General features: G+C 64.2%; 24 protein-coding genes. 14 read left to right on the forward strand and 10 right to left on the reverse strand.

The features are described 5' to 3' along the window. The first annotated feature begins 21 nt into the window (after positions 1–21). On the forward strand, positions 22–1,317 hold the full coding sequence (locus AUC70_RS05165; RefSeq protein ID WP_069443865.1) for an MFS transporter: 1,296 nt from the start codon (positions 22–24) through the stop codon (positions 1,315–1,317). Here AUC70_RS05165 and AUC70_RS05170 read toward each other — a convergent pair. The 9 genes from AUC70_RS05170 to AUC70_RS05205 form a co-directional block, all read right to left on the reverse strand. Beyond that, the gene (locus tag AUC70_RS05170) at positions 1,314–1,562 is read right to left on the reverse strand and encodes a hypothetical protein (RefSeq protein WP_069443866.1); all 249 of its coding nucleotides are present in this window, start codon (positions 1,560–1,562) and stop codon (positions 1,314–1,316) included. The two genes, AUC70_RS05165 and AUC70_RS05170, sit on opposite strands and share 4 nt — an antisense overlap. Then, the gene (locus AUC70_RS05175) at positions 1,520–2,986 is read right to left on the reverse strand and encodes an AI-2E family transporter (protein ID WP_069443867.1); all 1,467 of its coding nucleotides are present in this window, start codon (positions 2,984–2,986) and stop codon (positions 1,520–1,522) included. Before AUC70_RS05175 ends, AUC70_RS05170 begins: the two co-directional genes overlap by 43 nt. Positions 2,987–3,391: 405 nt before the next feature. Further along, a complete protein-coding gene (locus AUC70_RS05180) occupies positions 3,392–4,378 on the reverse strand; it encodes a hypothetical protein (protein ID WP_141701961.1) in 987 nt (328 codons plus the stop codon). A gap of 190 nt (positions 4,379–4,568) precedes the next feature. Next, complete coding sequence (locus AUC70_RS05185) at positions 4,569–5,687, reverse strand: linear amide C-N hydrolase (RefSeq protein ID WP_069443869.1); 1,119 nt, start codon at positions 5,685–5,687, stop codon at positions 4,569–4,571. Between the two features lie 332 nt (positions 5,688–6,019). Continuing rightward, entirely contained in the window at positions 6,020–6,307 is a 288-nt protein-coding gene (locus tag AUC70_RS18765; RefSeq protein ID WP_083241278.1) for a c-type cytochrome, read from the reverse strand. 107 nt (positions 6,308–6,414) lie between these two features. Then, entirely contained in the window at positions 6,415–7,050 is a 636-nt protein-coding gene (locus tag AUC70_RS05195; RefSeq protein ID WP_158007363.1) for a VIT1/CCC1 transporter family protein, read from the reverse strand. Beyond that, the gene (locus tag AUC70_RS16700) at positions 7,047–7,463 is read right to left on the reverse strand and encodes a hypothetical protein (RefSeq protein WP_141701963.1); all 417 of its coding nucleotides are present in this window, start codon (positions 7,461–7,463) and stop codon (positions 7,047–7,049) included. The genes AUC70_RS05195 and AUC70_RS16700 overlap by 4 nt, the downstream gene beginning before the upstream one ends. A gap of 11 nt (positions 7,464–7,474) precedes the next feature. Next, positions 7,475–8,191, reverse strand: coding sequence for a carbonic anhydrase (locus AUC70_RS05200; RefSeq protein ID WP_069443871.1), 717 nt, complete (start codon positions 8,189–8,191; stop codon positions 7,475–7,477). A 124-nt stretch (positions 8,192–8,315) separates the two neighbouring features. Next, positions 8,316–8,741 carry a L,D-transpeptidase gene (locus tag AUC70_RS05205; RefSeq protein ID WP_069443872.1) on the reverse strand — a complete coding sequence of 142 codons (426 nt, stop codon included), beginning with the start codon at positions 8,739–8,741 and terminating at the stop codon, positions 8,316–8,318. Positions 8,742–9,011: 270 nt separating this feature from the next. Here AUC70_RS05205 and mepA point away from each other — a divergent pair, with 270 nt between their 5' ends. From mepA to AUC70_RS16140, 11 genes are all read left to right on the forward strand, one after another. Then, positions 9,012–9,989, forward strand: coding sequence for a penicillin-insensitive murein endopeptidase (mepA, locus tag AUC70_RS05210; RefSeq protein ID WP_244505505.1), 978 nt, complete (start codon positions 9,012–9,014; stop codon positions 9,987–9,989). Then, the gene (locus AUC70_RS05215; RefSeq protein WP_069443874.1) at positions 9,968–10,306 is read left to right on the forward strand and encodes a hypothetical protein; all 339 of its coding nucleotides are present in this window, start codon (positions 9,968–9,970) and stop codon (positions 10,304–10,306) included. Before mepA ends, AUC70_RS05215 begins: the two co-directional genes overlap by 22 nt. Before the next feature lie 64 nt (positions 10,307–10,370). Continuing rightward, the gene (locus tag AUC70_RS05220) at positions 10,371–10,766 is read left to right on the forward strand and encodes a DUF2237 family protein (protein WP_069443875.1); all 396 of its coding nucleotides are present in this window, start codon (positions 10,371–10,373) and stop codon (positions 10,764–10,766) included. A 93-nt stretch (positions 10,767–10,859) separates the two neighbouring features. Beyond that, positions 10,860–11,408, forward strand: a complete 549-nt coding sequence (locus AUC70_RS05225; protein WP_069443876.1) for a universal stress protein — start codon at positions 10,860–10,862, stop codon at positions 11,406–11,408. Between the two features lie 122 nt (positions 11,409–11,530). Further along, positions 11,531–12,091, forward strand: a complete 561-nt coding sequence (locus tag AUC70_RS05230) for a NifU family protein (protein ID WP_069443877.1) — start codon at positions 11,531–11,533, stop codon at positions 12,089–12,091. Further along, positions 12,088–12,678 carry a malonic semialdehyde reductase gene (locus tag AUC70_RS05235; RefSeq protein WP_069443878.1) on the forward strand — a complete coding sequence of 197 codons (591 nt, stop codon included), beginning with the start codon at positions 12,088–12,090 and terminating at the stop codon, positions 12,676–12,678. The genes AUC70_RS05230 and AUC70_RS05235 overlap by 4 nt, the downstream gene beginning before the upstream one ends. 9 nt (positions 12,679–12,687) lie before the next feature. Continuing rightward, complete coding sequence (tsaB, locus tag AUC70_RS05240; RefSeq protein ID WP_069443879.1) at positions 12,688–13,380, forward strand: tRNA (adenosine(37)-N6)-threonylcarbamoyltransferase complex dimerization subunit type 1 TsaB; 693 nt, start codon at positions 12,688–12,690, stop codon at positions 13,378–13,380. A 136-nt stretch (positions 13,381–13,516) separates the two neighbouring features. Then, the gene (locus AUC70_RS17075) at positions 13,517–13,873 is read left to right on the forward strand and encodes a GNAT family N-acetyltransferase (RefSeq protein ID WP_069443880.1); all 357 of its coding nucleotides are present in this window, start codon (positions 13,517–13,519) and stop codon (positions 13,871–13,873) included. A gap of 118 nt (positions 13,874–13,991) precedes the next feature. Then, positions 13,992–14,441 (forward strand): Fur family transcriptional regulator, encoded by a 450-nt coding sequence (locus AUC70_RS05250; RefSeq protein ID WP_069443881.1) that lies wholly within the window; start codon positions 13,992–13,994, stop codon positions 14,439–14,441. 289 nt (positions 14,442–14,730) lie between these two features. Beyond that, positions 14,731–14,901: a hypothetical protein gene (locus AUC70_RS17080; protein WP_158007364.1), complete on the forward strand. Its 171-nt coding sequence runs from the start codon at positions 14,731–14,733 to the stop codon at positions 14,899–14,901. A gap of 61 nt (positions 14,902–14,962) precedes the next feature. Further along, positions 14,963–15,931: a lysophospholipid acyltransferase family protein gene (locus AUC70_RS16140; RefSeq protein ID WP_158007365.1), complete on the forward strand. Its 969-nt coding sequence runs from the start codon at positions 14,963–14,965 to the stop codon at positions 15,929–15,931. Positions 15,932–17,052: 1,121 nt separating this feature from the next. Here AUC70_RS16140 and AUC70_RS05265 read toward each other — a convergent pair. Continuing rightward, positions 17,053–18,330: an MFS transporter gene (locus tag AUC70_RS05265; RefSeq protein WP_069443884.1), complete on the reverse strand. Its 1,278-nt coding sequence runs from the start codon at positions 18,328–18,330 to the stop codon at positions 17,053–17,055. A 237-nt stretch (positions 18,331–18,567) separates the two neighbouring features. Between AUC70_RS05265 and AUC70_RS05270 the strand changes: the two genes are divergently transcribed. Together AUC70_RS05270 and ppk2 are read left to right on the forward strand one after the other, a co-directional pair. After that, positions 18,568–19,014, forward strand: a complete 447-nt coding sequence (locus AUC70_RS05270) for a DUF3617 domain-containing protein (RefSeq protein ID WP_069443885.1) — start codon at positions 18,568–18,570, stop codon at positions 19,012–19,014. A gap of 170 nt (positions 19,015–19,184) precedes the next feature. Continuing rightward, positions 19,185–20,099, forward strand: a complete 915-nt coding sequence (gene ppk2, locus AUC70_RS05275; RefSeq protein WP_069443886.1) for a polyphosphate kinase 2 — start codon at positions 19,185–19,187, stop codon at positions 20,097–20,099. Positions 20,100–20,105 lie beyond the last annotated feature (6 nt).

Below are 20,105 nucleotides of genomic sequence, written 5' to 3' on the forward strand. Positions count from 1 at the left end.
CATACGCCAAGCGGGACCTCGATGAAGCGTCATACAGACGAAGCCCTTGTGTCCGCGATCCGCAAAGCGACTTTCCGGCTGATCCCGTTCCTGTGCCTTGCGTACACGGTCAATTTCCTCGACCGGGTCAATGTGGGCTTCGCCGCGCTGCACATGAACGAAGATCTCGGCTTCTCGCCGGCGGTCTACGGCTTCGGCGCCGGCATCTTCTTTCTCGGCTACATCGTCTTCGAGATCCCCAGCAATCTGGCCCTCCGGCGCTTCGGCGCCCGGATTTGGATCGCGCGCATCATGATTTCGTGGGGCATTGTCGCCTGCGCCATGGCGTTCGTTCACTCGGAGACCAGCTTCTATGTGACCCGTGCTCTGCTGGGCATTGCCGAAGCCGGTTTCTTCCCGGGCATCATTCTGTATCTGACCTACTGGTTCCCGGCGGCCGAACGCGCCCGCATCGTCGCGCTGTTCATGGCCTCGGTGCCGCTCGCGACCGTTGTCGGCGGCCCGATCTCGGGCGCTTTGCTCGAAATGCACGGCTTTCTCGGGTTCAAGGGCTGGCAATGGCTGTTCGTGATCGAAGGCTTGCCGGCGATCGCTCTCGGCATCCTCGCGTTGAAGGTTCTCACCGACCAGCCCGGCGAGGCGGCATGGCTGACTCTTGATGAGAAAACTGCGCTGTCCGGAGCTCTGGCCCGCGAAGCGAAGGAGACGGAGGCGGTCGGCTACGCGGATCTGCGCACGGCATTGACGCGACCGCGCGTGCTGGCGCTGGGCGGCCTCTACTTCCTCATGGTCACCGGGCTTTACGGCATCGGCTTCTGGATGCCGCAGGTTATCAGCGGCTTCGGACTGGACTCGCTCACGGTCGGTTTTCTCACCGCGATACCCTATCTCTTCGCCGCCGTCGCCATGGTGGTTTGGGGCCGTCATTCGGACCGCACGGGCGAGCGGCGCTGGCACATCGCCCTGCCGCTCTTCCTGGCCGCTGCCTCCTTCGCCTGGTCGGCCTATTCGGGCCCGCTCGTCCCCACCATGGTCGCGCTGACGATTGCGACACTCGGCTTCTATGCGGCTTTCGGACCGTTCTGGGCGCTTCCAACCGCGCTCCTGACGGGGGCCGGTGCGGCGGCGGGCATCGCCCTCGTCAACTCCATGGGGAACGCCGCCGGTTTCGCCGGACCCTATATCGTCGGTCTGCTGAAGGAGGCGACGGGCAGCTTCTCGGCGGCGTTGCTGTTTATTGCCGCCGCGCTCGCCCTCGGCGGTCTGATGGCGCTGGGTTTTCGGGACCAGCAAACGGCCGCGAAAGCGCCGGCCTAGGTCGCCGCAGCCGCAGCCGCGTTCTGGCTTTGCACGGTGTCGTCGGACGGCGTGAGCGGCCTTCCCATCGCGGCGTCCTCACAAAGCCCGACCGCTTCATGCAGCGTCGATGCATAGGCGTCCGCATGCACCACGTCGAGGAGCTTGCGCCGGGACTCGGCGTCCTCGTCCTCATCGTCCCGCTCCCAGTAGGCGACGAGGATCAACGTTCCATCGGGCAAGATGCGGCGCAGGCGGCGCACCACGTAGCGAATCTCGACCGGCCCGCCGCCGAAGCGAGATACGACAGGCACACGAGTTTCGCGGGCGTCTCGGTCAGGGCCTCGATCGCGCCAGCGGCGAGCGCGCCGGGTCCGCGGACCTCGGCCTTCATGCCACGTTTCTCCAGCGCGCGGCCGAGCGCCAACGCCGCGGCCTTATCGAGGCCGTTCCGGCCGCCAATGCACAAGATCGGTGTGTCGACGGTCCACCCGGCTTCGAAGTCTTTCGGGTCGACCACCTGAGCGTCCTCAGCCTCGGGCTCGTCGGCGGGCTTGCCGTTCTTGCCGGGATCGGCGCCAACCCGTTCCAGGTGACGGCGCAACCGCGAGAACCAACGCTTCGGTTCGTACTCGTCGAGATTTTCGAGGATCTCGGAAACCGTGGTCGCAATCCGCTCTGTTTGCTTTTCGCTCAGAGTCCCGCGCGCCAGGTCGCGCTCGGCGATCCCGAGCCCGCCGAGCGCAACCTCATCGAGATAGGTGAGAAGGCTCTGGTCCTTGAGCGCGAGCTCGGCCTGGTAAGTGGCGTTGGAGGAATCGCCGATCAGAACGTGCCGGTAGAAACTTTCCGACGGCAGCAAGGCGGGCTGGTCCCCAAGCAGCACGTCGAAGAAGCGCAACCCATCCACATGGCGGCCGAGCACCGCGAGACAAACCGTGATGGGCGTCGCGATGATCAGACCGACCGGCCCCCAAAGCCACGTCCAGAACACCTGGCTGACGATCACGGCGACCGGCGTCACACCGGTACCGCGCCCATAGACCAGCGGCTCGATAATCTGCCCCATGGTGAATTCGCCCAGCACGAACAGAGCGAGCACCACAAGAACGAGAGTCCAGCCCGGATCGATGGCCGCGGCGATCAAGACCGGGATGGCGGCGGCAATATAGGATCCCACATAGGGGACGAAGCGCATCACCATCGCAAGGATGCCCCAAGCGACCGGACTGGGCATGCCGACCGCCCACAGCGCGATGCCGATGAAGGTGCCGTAGGCGGCGTTTACGAGCACCTGGCGCAGGAAGTAGCCGCTGAGCCGCGTCGCGGCCTCGCTCATGGTCGACGTGGCGCGCTGCAGATCGGTCCCGCCGAAGAGGCGTATGATCCTGTCGCGCAGATCCTCGCGCTCCAGAAGAATGAAGACCACGAACAGAAGAATGATGCCCGCCGTCACGAGCGGAGGCAGAACCTTGCCCGCTATGGATCGGTAGAAATCAAGACCCGTGGGCGCGGGCACACGGATCTCGACCGGGATGGGCTCCGGTTCGGAGCTGTCCTCGGTGATCTCGACGTGACCGGGCTTGGTGCCCTCGACCTCCGTGGGCCGGTCCAACTGGCTCTCGAGCTCCGAGAGTACGTCGCCCGCCTTTGTGAGCACCTGGGACTCCGCCGTGGTCTCCCGCAGCATCTGTATCTTTTGCGACAGCGTAAAGCGGTAGCTCGGCAGGTTACCCGCAAGCTTCGTCGCTCGTGGGAGATCATCCAGCCGAGGCCGCCGAGAATCGAGAATGCCACCGCCACGACGACGACCACGGCCAGGATTCGCGGCACTTTGATGCGCCGGAGAAGAAGCAGCGGCGGTGTGAGAACGAAGCTCAGCAGAATCGCCACCGCCAAGGGGAGCAGAACTTCTTGAGCGAAATACAGGCCACCGATCACGATGGCCGCGATCAGAAGCCCTTGGAGAACATTGGCACGGCTGTCTGCCGCGGTCTGCCCGGCCGGCAAAGGCGAACGGGGCGTCATGGCGATCTCCCGGCCGCGGCGGAGCGCGCGGCTTTCGGGCCTAGAGTGCCGTTCCTGTCAGGAAAGCTCAAGCAAGGACGCAGGCGAGCGCGGCGGGGCCTGTGGACGATGCACCGCTCGAAACGAGGGACCTACCCAAGTTCGTCGCCGCGCTCCATGGCCGGAACATCTCGCCCGTGTCCAACGTTTCGGCGTTGCAGAAGTACTGGAAGATCGTGCGGCGGCGGCGGTCAAAGACATCGTAATAACCGGCTGCGCCCCAGACGAGGATCGTCGCTTCGCCGTTCGTCACGCGGTCGGCAAGCTTGGGCGTCGAGGCGCATTGCACGATCAGTGTCGTGGTCCCATCCCGGCCGACACGCGGACGCGACGATGCGGGCGCCGAATCGTCGGGAACGGCCTTTACCGGCAGATCCGCTTCGTCGGCAATGTCGACGACCTCCATCTCGGCCAGGGTTTCGAGCTTGAACGCCGGCGTATGACCCGAGTTGCGGAAGGTGACCTTCACTTTGACGATGCCGTCTGCCTCCGGCGTCTCGACGAATTCGAGCGAGTCCACATCCACATAGGCGCGCAGCTCGGCTTCGTGGTCGCCGGTCCTCGGCGCAGGCGTCAACCGCGCCGGTGCGGCGCCGCCCTCGGCGGCCCGACGTGCCGCGAGCGCGGCGGTGATGATGGGCCACAGCATCAGGAGCAAGATCACAAGGGCAACCAGGCCGATCAACATGATCAGCCGCGTCAGCCGTGCCGTGCTCTCGGATGCGTCCGCCGCACGCGATTGCTGGCAGACGTCGGCTTGATAGGGATGTTGGACGTTCGCGCACGGTTTCGAGATGTCCCATGCAGCCGTCGGCTCTTCGGCTTCTTCGCTCGCTTGTTCGGTTGGCTCAGTGGCGGCCTCGGCATCGTCCGGCGCGTCTTGGGCCCGTGCCGCAGGGGTCCCTAAGACGACCAGGCAGAGCGACAACAGCAAGGCGCAGGTGAGACAAGACCTCGTAAGACAAGACCCGGCGAGACAAACCCTGGCGAAGGCTTTCTGAAGCGAAGACGTCATGATGATGCGCTGAACAATTTCCCCAACCGCGCCGATCCTATGCGCCGAAACGCGGCTTGTCTCGCCCTGCGGCCCGCTTTCGGAAAACTTCTTTTCAAATTGTCTCAAATTGAAGCGATTTGCCGCTGAGCCAACAAAAAGGCCCCGGGCATGCGCCCGGGGCCTGAACGATCCATCCGTCTGCCGCCGGCTAGTTGGCCGAGGCAGGCTTCCCGTCGCCGGAAACATCCTCAACTTCTTGCTCGGAGTCCTGCACGTTGATGATGCTGATCTTACCCTTGGCTGTTTCGAGGGCCGTCTTCAGGTCGATCATACGAATCCCCTGATCCTGACGCGTGCGCACGTAGTACCGGAGATTTTCCAGGTCGTTGACGCTGGTCCACTCGGTGATCTCGGGAGGAAGCTTCGGGTTGCCGTAGATGATCGAGCCTTTCGGAAGGTCGAACTGGTTCAGGATATGGAACGCCGAGAACACGGCGTCCTGCGCCGTCTCACTCGGCGTCGCGTTCTGGCTAAAAAGCGCGGCGCGCACGAAGCGCGACGGCGGCGTGAAGTCGCCGGGCAGGCCGAGCATGCCGGACCCCGATCCGGTCTGCTTGATCGTGATCGGACCCAGCTTCTCCGTGCCCACATCCTTGGGCGTGAGGTTCACGTAGTTGGACAGATTGGTCATCTGCCAGTCGTAGGGCGGCGTGTTGGTCATGACGCCCAGCGGGGCGTTCGTGACTTTGAGCTTGCCGTCGATGGGTTCGACGGCGATGGACTTGCCCGTCTTGTCCTGCACGAAGAAGTGCACGGGGAGCGACTGACCCTCGGCGCTGCCGAAGCCGGGCATGGGCGTGTCCACCATGTCGATGTCCTTGACGGCATCCGCGACCTCGTCGACCGTCGCGAAGTTGCCGAGAACCCAGGCGCCGAAATCCTGAGGGGCGAGCGACTTGTCGGCATTCTCCTTCGTCGACTCCGCGTATTTCGCGTCGCCCGGAAAATAGAACAGGCCGATCGACAACCCTTGCTCGTTCAAACCGTCGGCGATCAGGTAGGTCGACCCCATGCCGTTCATGCCCGCGAAGCCGTACTTGGCCTTGTAGCTCATTCCCTTGCTTCCGTCGGGAAGCGTAGCGGCGAACTCGTTGCCGGCCGGCACGACGAGAACGTTGGATTCGAGCGGGAAGCCGAACTCGAGGGTGCGGGCGCGAATGGCGGCGCCATCTTGAGCTTTGAGGCTAATGCCCGTGCACGCAAAGGCAGGTGTGGTCGCTAAGGCAAGTGAAGCGGCGAAGGCGTAGGTAGCAGCGCGGCGGATCATGGAACATCTCCTTGGACGAAACTCGGCAGGAGAATGCGCTGCGGCTGTGAAAGCTGCGTTAAGCGACCTCGCAACTTCCACAGAAGGTTATCGAGGACCGGTGAAACCCACTCGAATTTTCGTAAAAGCCGTTGGCGCGCCGGTCGCACCGATCCGGCTGCGCGCTCAAACGAACAACGCGCCTGGGTCAACAAGACGGGGCCGCGATATCGCGGCCCCGTCTCGAGGTTTAATGCACGTCAGGTTGGACGCCGGAACCTCTTCTCAAGTACCGCCACTCTTTCGCGGCCTATTTGAGGGTCTCGATATAGGCCGCGACGTCGGCAACATCGTCATCCGTGCCCAGCATCTTGGCCATGGGGGCCATCTGCTGGCCATGGGTGTCCTTGGGGTTGGCGCCCCGCACACCCGTTTTGAAGTTGTTCAGCTGCCGGACCGTATACCAACGGCATGCCGGCAATCGGCGGCGCGCCGAGCGCCTCGTTGCCAGCCCCGGTCGGCCCGTGGCAGGCCGCGCAGGTCGCATATAGCTGTTTTCCGTGATCGGCGTCGGCGGCGAGGGCGTCCGACGCGGAGAAAGCCGCAATGGCAGCGGCCGCAAGTACCAGATGTTTCGTCATACCCAGCTCCCGAAACGATTTTTATGCAAACGAAGTCGAGATACTGGCGATTTTACCGCGTGTTTGCGCGATGGAGAAGTGGCGCGCAGCCGGAAATCGGCGCCGGATCAGGCGACATTCGCCCCGAGTAGTGACCCGATAAAGTACGTTGCCGCTGCCGCGACCGAACCGACGACGAGCATGCGCGCGCCACCGATAAACGCATTCTTGCCCGAGAAGAGGCTGAGCGCGGAGCCCACGCCGAACAGCGCGATCCCTGCCAGGACCGCAGCGATGACGATGCCTTCCTTCTCGTACCCGAGGAGGTAGGGAATAAGCGGCACGCACGCGCCGACACTGAACGTAAGAAAGGACGAGATGGCCGCGCCCGCGGGAGAGCCAAGCTCTTCAGGATTCAGTCCCAGTTCTTCGCGGGTGAGCGCATCGAGCGCCTGTTCCGGATTCGCAATCAGATGCTTGGCCATGTCGCGCGCTTCGTTGAGGGGAATGCCGCGCGCTTCGTAGATGAGTGCGAGTTCTTCAGCTTCCTGATCGGGATAGCGTTCGAGCTCGTCCTTCTCCTGTGCGATTTGATGCTCGAACATTTCCCGCTGCGACAACATGGAGATGAACTCGCCGGCGCCCATCGAGAACGCGCCCCCCAGCAGTCCGGCGATGCCGGTCAGCAGAATCTCGCTCGGCCCAACGCCTGCGCCTGCCACACCCATCACAAGGCACGTATTGGATACCAGCCCATCGTTCACACCGAACACGCCCGCGCGCAATGTGCCGCTCGTGTAGTTCTTGTGCTGCGTCCGATGTCGTCGACGGACGTGGGCCAGGGATGGCCGCTGCCGTCGGTCTTCTCGCCCTTCGGCTCCTCGGCCCTGCCACGATAGACGGAGATGCCCCGCACCTTGTGTGCGGACAAGACGTTGCGCATGGCGCGCGGCGGCAGGATGCCCAAAAGAAAGACCATGATGCGCGAGCGCATCGACGGCGTGAACGCCGGAACCTGCTTGAGGTCCTTGGCGAGAATCGCGGCCTGCGTCTCAGCCGCCTCGGCCATTTTGCGGAACAGTTTGGCGCGCCTGGGGTCGGGCTCGTTGGCCGCGACGGCGCCGGACAGATAGGCCGCAGTCTTCTCCGACCGCCAACGATCGAGCACGTCTTCCATGGTGTTCTCCGCTAGACCAGATTCACGGTGCCCGTCTCGAGGTCGTAGACCCCGCCGGCGATCTTCACCTTACCGGCCATGACAGCCTCGCCGATGATTTCGGACTGCGTCTTCAGCCGCGTCATACCGAGGCGCACGTTCTCCTCGATCGATGCCGCCAGGTAATCGCCGGGATGCTTGCCGTGTGCCGTGATGACCGCGGGCTGGATCGCCTTGACCAGCTCGGGCAAATGGCCCGGTAGTTCCTTGCGCTGCATGGAGGCGCTGAGCGCCGTCAGCACGGCGCCACATCCGCTATGGCCCAAAACGAATATCAGCGGGATGCCGAGGCTCGTCACGGCGAATTCGAAACTCGCCAGTCCGTAATTGCTGACGACATTGCCGGCGTCGCGCGACACGAACAGATCGCCGGGGCCCTGGTCGAAGATGATCTCAGGCGGCACGCGGCTGTCGGCGCAGGAGAGAATGCCGGCGATGGGATGCTGGGCTTGGACGCGCGCGGCGCGCTCAACCGAGAAGTCCCTGTCCTTGCCGCCGTCGGCTTTGTAGCGGGCATTGCCCGCCTTCAGGCGCTCCAGGGCCTCGGCGGGAGGGATCGCATTGGGTGGCGGCGCCTTGTCCTCCGCATGCGCACCGACGCGCGGCACTATACCGGCCGCAACAAAAGCACCGGCGCCGGCGACAAGCGCACGGCGCGACAGCGTTGCGTGTTCGGGGCAATCACACATGCGTTCCTCCAATCCCAGTTTTTCTGATTTTCTCTGAAGCGTCCCGCGCGGGCCGGTCCCGGTCAAGGCGTTCGCATAAAATTCACGCCGTGACCGGCGTGCGACGAACGCCCGACCCGGCACCCTAACGGGTGATGCGAATCGTGGTGTTGCTCTTACCGTACCGCTGCACGAGAGCGTAAAGCCGCGCGGCGTTCGACGGGTGCAGCCGCACACAGCCATGAGACGCAGGCCGGCCCAAGTGCTTCGTCTCATACGAGCCGTGGATCGCATAGCCGCCCTTGAAGAAGATCGAGTAGGGCATCGGCGAGCCGTTGTAGATCGTCGACCGATGGTACCTGACGAGACTGTAGGGCTTGTACGTCCCAGTCGGCGTCCGGTAGCCCGGCCGCGCGGTCGAGACTTTCCACGTATAGGCAGGCTTGCCGTTGACATAAACGTGCATCCGCTGGCTCGAGAGATCGATCTGCGCCACGACGCCGGCAAAGGCCGTGGCCGGCAGGCATACGGCTGCGCCCAATATCGCGATCAGGACCAAGAAACGTCGCATTTGTTGTGTCTCCTCCGTGGCTCAACTCACACTCAGGATCGGCGGCGCGGACGCGCGTAGGCCCTCAAATCTCCGACTTCGGACCAGTCGAGGGCATCAGTCTATCGCCATGGGCTGAACATCTCCTGAATGTCTGGTGCGAGCCGTCCGGGCCCAAAGCCATACCGATTCAACACCCTTAAGAGGCTGCTACTATTGGTCTTGTTTGTGTTAAGCTTTCGCTTTCAACGTCGTCAGCTAGCGGGGCACATGTCATGTGGCTGGAGGACAATGCGTAGGCTGATCATCGGCCTACCACTTTTGTTCCTGATGACCGGCATCGCCGCGGCAGAGGTAGCCTCGCCGCAGGCGGCCGTGCGGCCTCAGCACGTCGCGCCGCCCGGCGCGGATACGCCCCAGCAAGACAACACGCTCAACGAGGCGCAACCGGCGGACGGCAGCCCCGACGACGAGGGCGAAGACGTAGCGGCCCAGGCGGATGTCCCCATGGAGCTTCCCCTGCGCCGGCCCGATCCGCCAAAGAACATTCCACCCGCGAAACTGGCTCCCGCCAACGATCTGTTCGGATCGGTCGCGGACCCGGCGCCGCTCTCCGCGCGAGCGATCGGCGGCTACACCAAGGGCTGTCTGTCCGGCGGCATCTCGCTGCCCATCAACGGTCCGGACTGGCAGGTGATGCGCGTATCGCGGAACCGCAACTGGGGAGCGCCGCAGCTCATCGACTATATGGAACGGCTCGCCAGCGACGCGCATGCTCTTGACGGGTGGCCGGGGCTGCTGGTGGGCGACCTCTCTCAACCCCGCGGCGGCCCCATGCTCACCGGTCACACCAGCCATCAGATCGGTCTGGATGCGGACATTTGGCTGACGCCCATGCCCGACCGTGTGCTGACGGAAGACGAGCGTGAGGAGATGACGGCCGTCTCGATGCTGAAGGACCCCTTCAACGTCGATCCCGAAGTCTTCACCGATTTGCAGATAAAGCTCATCCGGCGCGCGGCCTCCTACCCCCAGGTCGGACGGATCTTCGTCCATCCCGCGATCAAGAAAGCGCTCTGCGCGCGGGCGGATGTGGCCGGCAAGAACAAGGCGTGGCTCGCGAAGGTCCGCCCCTGGTGGAATCACCACTACCATTTTCATGTCCGCCTGAACTGTCCGCCGGGAATGTCCGGATGCGACAGCCAAACACCGGTGTCGGGCGACATCGGCTGCGACGACAAGCGTTCGTGTATTGGGACAAGAAGCTAAAGATCTCCGCCAAGTGGGCGACCGACCACGGCTTCAGCCCCTTGGATCCGATCCGGCGCCGGCCCAGCGTTTCCGACCGGAAGAAGCGCGGCAAACTCGGGGATCTGCCGAAAGACTGTCAGACCGTCCTGACATCTGGCGGCGTGGAGCCGCTCAAAGTGGGTGACGAGCTACCTGAGGTCGCCGTCGAGGCAGCGACCAGCAAGGACGCAGGTCCCGGTGTGCCGGTCCTCACCAAGGAGGAACTCGCCGCGTTCCTGGGTGCGAAGCCCAAGAAAGTCTCGATGCAGGTGCCCGAGCGCAATCCCATACGTTGACGGGCGCTGTCGCGGCGATGCGCCGTCTTTGCGTGCATCGCTTCTTTCGGGCACACTCCCGGCCATGTTGCAGCGGCGCTCAAATCCGTTCGAAGGTCAAAAGAACGTCTTCGGAGATCCCCTCAGGCCGTGTTCGGACCGGCCGCTCACAGGGTTCTACCGGACAGGCTGCTGCCACACCGGCCCCGAGGATGCCGGGCTGCATACGGTCTGTGTCGAGGTGACCGAGGCGTTCCTGACGTTTTCCAAGGCGTGTGGGAACGATCTTTCCACGCCCGTGCCGGATTTCGGCTTTCCGGGCTTGAAGCCGGGGGACCGTTGGTGCCTGTGCGCGGCCCGCTGGCTCGAGGCGTTCGAGGCCGGTAAGGCGCCACGGGTCGTCCTTGCCGCGACGCACGAGGCCACGCTCGAGCTCGTGGAACTCGAAGACCTCAAACGCTATGCCATCGACCTGGCCTGAGCGCGGCCGCGACAGGCACAGAACTGGCTTGTTGCGCCCATCCGGAGGTGGCAGCATGCGCGCCGAGTCCACGAACGGGTCCCCTGCGGCGCAATGAGCGAAAAAACAGACGACAAGAAATCCACGCGGGCGCGACGCCGCCAGAAGCGCCAGATCTACCTCAAGGGTCACAAGCGCAAATTCCTGGTCGTCGTCGACGAGACCCCGGAATGCGAGAGCGCGCTTGCCTTTGCCGCAAGCCGCGCGGAGCGCACCAAGGGCAAGCTCGCGCTCCTCTACGTGATCGAACCCGAGGACGGCGCCATGCACTGGCTCGGCGTGGAAGAAATCGCGCGCGAGGAGGGTCTGAACAAGGCGAAGGCCGTCTTTCGCCTTTTTGGACGTAAACTCAAAGCTCTAGGGTTCGAAGACCTGGAGCCCGAGGAGATCGTGCGCGAAGGCTCCAAGGACGAGGAGATCACACAACTCATCGAAGAGGATCCCGATATCGGCGTGCTGGTCCTCGGCGCTTCGAAAGATCCGTCCGGCCCCGGTCCGCTGGTTTCGAGCCTCGCGGGCGGACGACTGGCAGGCGTGTTTCCGACGCCGATTACCGTCGTTCCGGGGCATCTTTCGGCGGAGGAAATTCTTGCGCTCGCTTGAGGGCGCTGCGGCCTCTCAAGACAGGCAAATCTAGGCCGGTGCCGCCTTGACTTTGAGGTCTTGGAGTCACAAGTATAGAATAATTCTAAGCTATTGAGATTCGACTCAGAAGAGGGTCCGTCATGTTCATCCAGACCGAGGCGACGCCAAATCCGGCGACCCTGAAATTTCTCCCTGGACGAACCGTCCTTGGCGATCACGACGCGCTCGAGTTCCGCGCCGGCGACGAGGGCGAAGCGTCACCGCTTGCCTCGCGGCTGTTCGAGATCGACGGCATCTCCAGCGTGTTCCTCGGCTCCGACTTCATCAGCGTGACCAAGAGCGACGGCGAGTGGCCGCACCTGAAGCCCGCCATCCTCGGCGCGATCATGGAGCACTACCTGTCCGGCGAAGTCACCGTGGACGAGGCGGACGAGATCCAGCCGGGCGGCGAAGAGTTCTTCGAGCCCGAGGACGAGGATACGGTCAAGACCATCAAGGAACTGCTCGATACGCGGGTCCGGCCCGCCGTGGCCCAGGATGGCGGCGACATCACGTTCCAGGGCTATCGTGACGGCGTGGTCTATCTGCACATGCGCGGCGCCTGCTCCGGCTGCCCGAGCTCCACGGCGACGCTGCGGCACGGCATCGAGAACCTGCTGCGGCACTTCATTCCGGAAGTCCAGGAAGTCCGCCCGATTTGACGGACCGCCTCCCAGACGGCTCCTTCGCACAGCTATTTCACGACGCGCGAACGCACAATGCCTGGCAGGACCGGGATGTGCCTGACGCGCTGCTGCGCGAACTCGTCTCGCTCGTCCTGCTCGGGCCGACCAGCGCCAATTGCAGCCCCGCACGATTCGTTTTCGTGAAGTCGCCTGAAGCCAAGGAACGGCTGAAGCCGTTCTTGTCGGAAGGCAATCGGGAGAAGACCATGCAGGCCCCGGTCTGCGCGATCATCGGCCACGATCTCGACTTCCACGAACACCTGCCCAAGCTGTTTCCGCATACGGACGCGAAGAGCTGGTTCACCGGCAAGCCCGAGAAGATCGCCGAGACCGCCTTCCGCAACGGGACGCTGCAGGGTGCCTATCTCATCATGGCCGCGCGGGCCCTCGGGCTCGACTGCGGCCCCATGTCGGGCTTCGACCCGGCCGGCGTCGACGCCGCCTTTTTCGACGGCACGAACGTCAAATCGAACTTTCTGTGCAATCTCGGCTATGGCGACAGCTCGGCGCTGCGTCCCCGATCGCCGCGATTCGACTTCGACCAAGTCGCCCGCATCCTCTAAGACCACCTCATGAATATCTTAGCGCTCGATACGAGCATGGGAGTCTGCGCGGCTGCCGTGCTGCGGACCGGCCCTTCCGCGCAGCTCGAAGTCCTGCGCGAGACCGAGATGCTGCGCGGCCACGCGGAAGCGCTGATGCCGATGGTCGAGGCGGTCCTGGCCGAAGCGGCCCTCGAACCGGCCGACCTCGACACGATCGCCGCCACGCAAGGGCCCGGCAGCTTCACGGGCGTGCGCATTGCCATTGCGGCGGCACGTGGGCTGGCCCTGACCTGCCGGGCCACCCTTTTCGGCACCGACAGTCTCACAGTGATGGCACGCCGGGCTCTTCGGGAGGGCCTTGCCCCGAACGCACCGTTTGCCGTCGCTGTCGATGCGCGGCGCGGCATGCTCTATTTCGGCCTCTTCGCGCCCGATGGATCGCGGCTCGATGGCCCCGCTCTCCTCACGCCCGAGGACGCCGCGGCCAGCCTGCCCGTCGGCGTCGCCCTCGCTGTCGGAAGCGGGGCGGCACTGTTGGCCGAGGCGGCTGCGGCAAGGAACCAGGAACTGGCGCCTGCCCTGCCCGGCCTCCAACCCGGCGCAATGGCGCTGGCCGAACTTGCCGCCGAAAGCGATGAGCGCACCCCCGTCCTGCGGCCGCTCTATTTGCGGCCTCCGGACGCAAAACCCCAGAACACAGCCCTGGAGCGGCGGCCGTGACAGGGCAGGACGACGCCGTGGACATCCGAGTCCGGCGGGCAACCCCCTTCGACGCCGCGCTCTTCGCCGCTCTCCACCAATCGTGCTTCGCTACAGGCGAACAGTCTCACCAGCAGCGCGCCTGGGACGAGCGTCCATGGCCCAGTTCATCGCCGGCCCCTCAACGCTGTGCCTCCTGGCGACGTTTGGCGCGGAGGACGCCCAGCCGGCCGGTTTTCTCATCGCACGCGCGGCAGGCGACGAGGCGGAGTTGCTCACGATCGGCGTGGTGGCCGACTTGAGGAAACGTGGTGTGGGCCGGGCGCTCTTGCGGCACGCGGTGGAAGCCCTCAAGGCGAGCGGTATCCAGGCTCTCTTTTTGGAAGTGGACGAGACCAATGCGCCCGCGCTCACGCTCTACCGGCAGCTGGGAGCCGAGGCGGTCGGACGGCGGCCCGGCTATTACGAGAACGGTGGTGATGCCGCCGTCCTGCGCCTCGATCTTCAGTCCTGATCTTCGTTCTTGCCCTTTAGGACCCACGACCCGATGATGCGCGATGTCGCGAACAACCCGAGCCGTGGCGGCGCCGATCATCGGCCGAGCGCCGACCACGTCGCGCCCGACGAGAGCCATGCCCAAGCAGACCAGGCGTGAGAGCAGGTTGGAGCGCCTTTGCGCCGAGCGGGGCCTCCGGATGACCGGCCAGCGGCGCATCATCGCGCAGATCCTGTCCGACGCAGACGATCACCCTGATGTCGAGGAAGTCTATCGGCGCGTGGCGGAGCGCGATCCGCACATTTCCCTGTCGACCGTGTATCGCACCGTCCGGCTCCTTGAAGACGAGGGCATCGTGGAGCGCCACGATTTCGGCGACGGCCGCGCGCGCTACGAGCCGGGCGACCACGAGCACCACGATCACCTCATCGATGTGACCACGGGTGACGTCATCGAGTTCACCAACGAAGACATCGAACGCCTGCAGGAACGCGTCGCGGCCGAGCTGGGGTTCAAGCTGATCGGCCACCGGCTCGAGCTTTTCGGGAAGCCGCTCAAACCCCAGAACGACAAGGACGAGACCTAAGCGGCGCCCGTTCCCCGCGCGTGAGGTTTGACTTCCGACACGCCCCGGGACAACGTTAACGAAAGGTTAACGGGATGAAGGGGTGCGTGATGGGTTTGCGCGTTTTTTTTGGCGACGGCGTTGATGCTGCTGACCTCGCTCGCCTTTGCGGAGCACGCGATCTCGCTCGACGCGGAAACCCGCCCACGCCGCAAGCGACGACACCCCCAACCCAGGCAATAGCGTCAAGTCCTGCCACCGCCGAGCAGCGCCCGCCGCGGCCCCTGTGAAAGTGGCCTTCCCGTCGCAGATGAACATCACTCTCGTCCAGACCGGACGCCGCGAGGTCTGCGATACATTCAATTTCGGCGGGGGCGATGTCCGGACGGAGTGCACGGTCGAGCCGCTGCGGGTCCGCGCCGAAAACCCCGCCTTGCGCGGGATCTGCATCACGCGGTATGGGAATCGAACCTGCTATTGATGCTTTGAGTTTCTCGTCCGCCGCTGATCCTCGCCCGCTTCGCTCCTGACCGATGAAAAACGTGCGCGCATTTCTGGTGCTGGCGACTTTCTTCGCCTTCACCCTTCCCTTGATGCCCTTGCAGCACCTGTTCGTCCGGTCGCGATCGCGGTTCGCCCGCACCTTCCCGCATTGGTATCACCGCCAGGTCTGCCGCATCGTCGGCGTCCGCATCAATGTGGATGGTGAGCTTGCGCGCCAGAACGGCGTCCTCGTCGTCTCGAACCACGTGTCCTGGCTCGACATCACCGTGTTGTCCGCCGTGGCGCCGGTCTCGTTCGTGGCGAAGCAGGAAGTCTCGACCTGGCCCTTCGTGAAATGGCTGGCGAAGCTGCAGCGCTCGGTCTTCGTTGACCGCGAGCGGCGCACGCAGACGGGCACGAAGGCGAACGAAATCCTCGACCGGCTCGAGGCGGGCGACCATGTGGTGTTCTTTGCCGAAGGAACGTCCAGCGACGGCAACGGGGTGCTGCCCTTCCGCTCGGCGCTGTTCGCGGCGGTGAAGCCGCCCGCAAGCGACACGACAGAGTCCGACGTCTCCGTTCAGACGTTGGCGCTTGCCTATACGAAAGCTTATGGGTTGCCGCTCGGACGGCGCGGCCGTCCGCAAGTCGCCTGGTATGGCGACATGGACATGGCCAGCCACGCCTGGCGGCTGTTGGGACTGGGGCCCTCGAGGCCAACATTCGGATTGGACCGCCCGTGCCGCTTGACGACTTCGCCGATCGCAAGGAACTGGCGCGCTATACGGAAGACAAGATCCGAAGCGACGTCGTCGAGCTGCTGCGCGGACGGCCCACCGAATGAGACGGCGGCGCTAGATCGCGCGCCGCAGCCTGATCGTGTCCATGACGGACGCCGGCGCGAAGGTTCCATTCGGCAACTGCCGGATGAAGCCCGCCTTGACGACATTCATGAGCGTCATGTGCACCGTCCGGTCCGGGTTGTCGCCTTCGGCGAAGTACCCCTCGTGGATGGCGACACCGCATAAATCGTCCAAGCTCATGTTGCCGACTTCGCCAAGCTTGCGGATCAGGAAGTCCGCAAGGGGCTGCCGCTGCGACGGACCGCGGTCTTGCTGCACCGGCTCGTATTGCCGGGGCTGCTCCTCACGGCGCGGCGATTCTTGGCGCGGTGCTTCCTGACGGACGGGCTCCTGACGGGAAGCCTCTTGCCGCGGCGCTTCCTGACGCGGCTCGGGTGCGCGGGCGGCAGGCCGATAAGGCGCCGTCTCGACCGGACGCCGTTCCGCTGCCGGGCGCTCCATGGGAACCGGCCGCTGCGGCCGGGCTTCCGCTGTAGCGGGCTGCCGGTGGTCATCCTCGGCGCGGGCTGCCGGGCGCGGCGCGTAGCGCGGCTCGGGCTCGCGCCGGACAGGCCTCGCCTCTTCGGCGGGCGCTGCCTGCCGGGCAGGTTCCGCCTCGGCGACCGCAGGCCTGCGATAGGGTACGTCCTCGGGAAGGTACTCAGATTCCTCGTCCACGTAGTCGGACTCGTCATACGCTTCAGGCGCGGACACGACCGGAGCCTGTTCGGGCGTCTGCTGGGGCTGCGCCTGACGGCGCTCCTCCGCCACGTCCGGCGCGCTCATGATGCGCCGATATTCGCGCTCCATGAGCATGCTGACCGCTTCGAGCTCGGCCTGAAGATCGGCGATCTTCGACTCATGCTCGCGCGTGAACAGTTCCATCCTCTTTTCGAATTGCGCTTGTGCCGCGCCGATCTGCTCCTCTAGGAAGCCAGCGCGGTCTTGTAGGTCCCCGCGAATATCACGCATCTCTTACCCCCAGAAATCACTGAACCTCAATACAACTGAAATCCGGGCAAGGGGTTCCTGCGGGCCACAACTGACCTCGCCGACCGCCGCCCGGTACGTTACGCAGAACTCGTAGACGGGGCGCCGAACTCAGCCTCAGCATCGGCGCCAACACTCAGCATTTTACCGTTAACCGCCTGCAGAGTCTCGCACTTCCGGACCCCTGCGGTGTCACGCAACAAAGCAACGTCTCATTAACGTTAATCCGGCGGTCTCGGATCAGCCGGCCAAGACAAAACTAAGACGTGCGCTGAACAATTGACCAAGATGTGACACCGGAGGGTGTCATTAACTTGTCAAGTTTGGGGTGAACCGGCGGCACGCGGCCGCTTCTCCTGCGCCGCCTCTTGGGACGGGCTCGACATTTCTGGCAAGAATGCCGCGAGCAGTCCGATGGCGGGCAGAAACGCGCAGACGTTGTAGACGAACGTGATGCTCGTCGCGTCGGCCAAGCGACCGAGAAGCGCCGCGCCAATGCCGGCGATCCCAAAAGCCAGGCCGAAAAATAGCCCGGCGACCATGCCCACCCGTCCCGGCAACAGGCTCTGGGCATAGACGATGATCGCGGGATGCGCCGAGGCGAGGATCAGTCCGATGATCACGCTCAGGACGGCCGTCGCGAATAGGCCCACATGGGGCAGCGCCAAGGTGAAGGGCAAGACACCGAGAATGGACCACCAGATCACGCGGCGGCGCCCGATGCGGTCGCCAATGGGGCCGCCAATGACCGTGCCCGCCGCGACCGCCCCCAGGAACAGGAACAGGTAGAGCTGGGCGGACTGCACCGACAGGTCGAATGTGTGCACCAGATAGAAAATGTAGAAGCTCGCGATCGACGCCAGATAGAAGTGCTTCGAGAAGGTGAGCGTAATCAGGATCACGATCGCCTTGGCCACCTTGCGCCGTCCGAGCGCCGCGATCGCCTCCCGCTCTTCGGGGTGGGAGATCGGGCGGATCTTGAGCGCCTTGCCGTACCACGCGCCGACACCGCCCAGGATCACCATGCCCACCAGCGCCACCACCGAAAACCAGGCGATGGAGCCTTGCCCGTAGGGCAGCACGATGAATGCCGCGAGCAGCGGTCCCAGCGCCGTGCCGAAGTTTCCGCCGACCTGGAACACCGCCTGGGCTGTGCCGTGCTTGCCGCCGGAAGCCAGCCGCGCCACCCGCGAGGACTCGGGGTGAAACACGGACGAGCCCATGCCGATCAGCGCGGCGGCGACAAGGACGGTGGTGTAGGTGGTCGCATAGGCGATCAGGAGCAGTCCCGCGAGGGACGAGCCCATGCCGGCCACAAGCGAATAAGGCGTGGGGTAACGGTCGGTGATGTAGCCGACAAAGGGCTGAAGCACGGACGCGGTCGCCTGAAACGTGAAGGTGATGAAGCCGATCTGCGCGAAGTCGAGCGCGAGCGACGTCTTCAACATCGGATAGATCGCCAGGATCAACGACTGAATGATGTCGTTCAGCATGTGGCACATGCTGATCGCCGCAAGCACGGTCACCGCCATTTTCTGGGCCGGCCCGTTCGAGGCAGGCGCCGGCGCCGTCGCGATCTTCGTCTCAGTCGTCATCCGATTCGTTCCAGTTCAAGTCCGCCCGCAGGAGTGGGGCAAACGGCCCCCTCAGCGCAAGCCCCGAGTCCGAGGGCGGCCGCATTCCACAGACGGGAAGTTCTTCCCTAGGATTTCCGGGATCATCGCACGTGCATTTTTGGGCACAGGCCCACGCTCCGCGCGTTGGCGGACGCGCCGATGTCTGCGACCACACGCATATCAGACACAACATGCACCCCGACACGGAGGTCACCCATGGAATTCCCGGTACGTCAGTTCATTCTCGCAACCGCTTTGGGCACGGCCGCCTGTTCCGTCGCCGCCGCTGCCGACGTCGCGGCACCGCAGCGCAAGGCCGGTCTCTGGGAGATCACGACCGTGGCGCCCGTGTCCGGCATGACGACCCGCAAGGTCTGTGTCGGCGAGAATGACGACATCATCCGGCCTGAAGGATCGGACTGCACGGAGCCGAAACTCACCCCGCTCAACGAAGGAACCATCGTCACCGTCGAGTGCACCAACAAGGACGGCAAACAGATCATCAGCTCCACCTTCACCGGAGACTTCGAGACGCGTTACCACGGCACGATGAAGACCACCTTCGACCCGCCGATCGGCGCCATCCGCCGCATGGGCGTGAATATCGACGGGAAGTATCTCGGCCCGGACTGCCCCGAGGAGACCGACGACGACGCCGAGTAGCACGCAATACGCGTGCTCAGGCGCATTATGGCACTTTTGTTGCACTGCTAATCCCTTTACGCGCCGCGCCGACGGCGGCAATCGCCGTCCGCGACGCACCCGGCAAGACTTGAGGCCCTGCAAGGTCCGCGTTGGCAGGACGTCAGAGCCAGGAACGAGAGGGAATAGCCATGGATGCGATCCTGAACGAGGAGAAGAAGTCGAAGAAGGACAAGAAGCCGAAGAAAAACGGCAAGCTGGCCAAGCACTTGTCCGATGAGGAACTCGCCGCCGCCGACCTTGCGGTCGGCGATGTGAAAGCGAAAACCCGGAAAATCAAGAACGACGTCTACGAAAAGGAACTCGCCAAGCTCCAAGTCGAGCTGGTGAAGATGCAAGAGTGGATCAAGGCGGAGAAGCTCCGCGTAGTCGTGATCTTCGAAGGCCGCGACGCAGCCGGAAAAGGCGGCGTTATCAAGCGGATAACGGAAAGCCTCAATCCGCGCCTGTGCCGCGTCGTGGCGCTCGGCACGCCGACGGAACGCGAAAAATCCTCCTGGTATTTCCAGCGCTACGTTCCGCATCTGCCGGCGGCTGGCGAAATGGTCCTGTTTGACCGCAGCTGGTACAACCGCGCCGGCGTCGAGCGCGTCATGGGGTTCTGCTCTGATACCGAGTATCAGGAGTTCCTGCGTAGTTGCCCGGAATTTGAGCGCATGCTGGTGCGCTCTGGCATTATTCTCATCAAATATTGGTTCTCCGTCAGCGATGCGGAGCAGGAGCGGCGCTTCCAAAAGCGCATGACCGACCGGACCCGGAGCTGGAAGCTCAGCCCGATGGACGTGGAGTCGCGCTCGCGCTGGGTCGAATACTCACGCGCCAAGGACAACATGTTCGCGCATACCGATATCAAGCAGGCGCCCTGGTACGTGGTGAAGGCCGACGTGAAGAAGCTCGCCCGGCTGAATTGCATCACGCATCTGCTCAGCCAGATCGAGTATGGCGATCTGACCCCGACGCCGCCGTCTCTGCCGCCGCGCCCCAAGGGCGGCGACTATGTCCGGCCACCGCTCGAGGACCAGACCTTCATCCCGGACTATTTCTAGCGAGGC

The organism is Methyloceanibacter stevinii (genome assembly GCF_001723355.1).
GTDB lineage: Bacteria > Pseudomonadota > Alphaproteobacteria > Rhizobiales > Methyloligellaceae > Methyloceanibacter > Methyloceanibacter stevinii.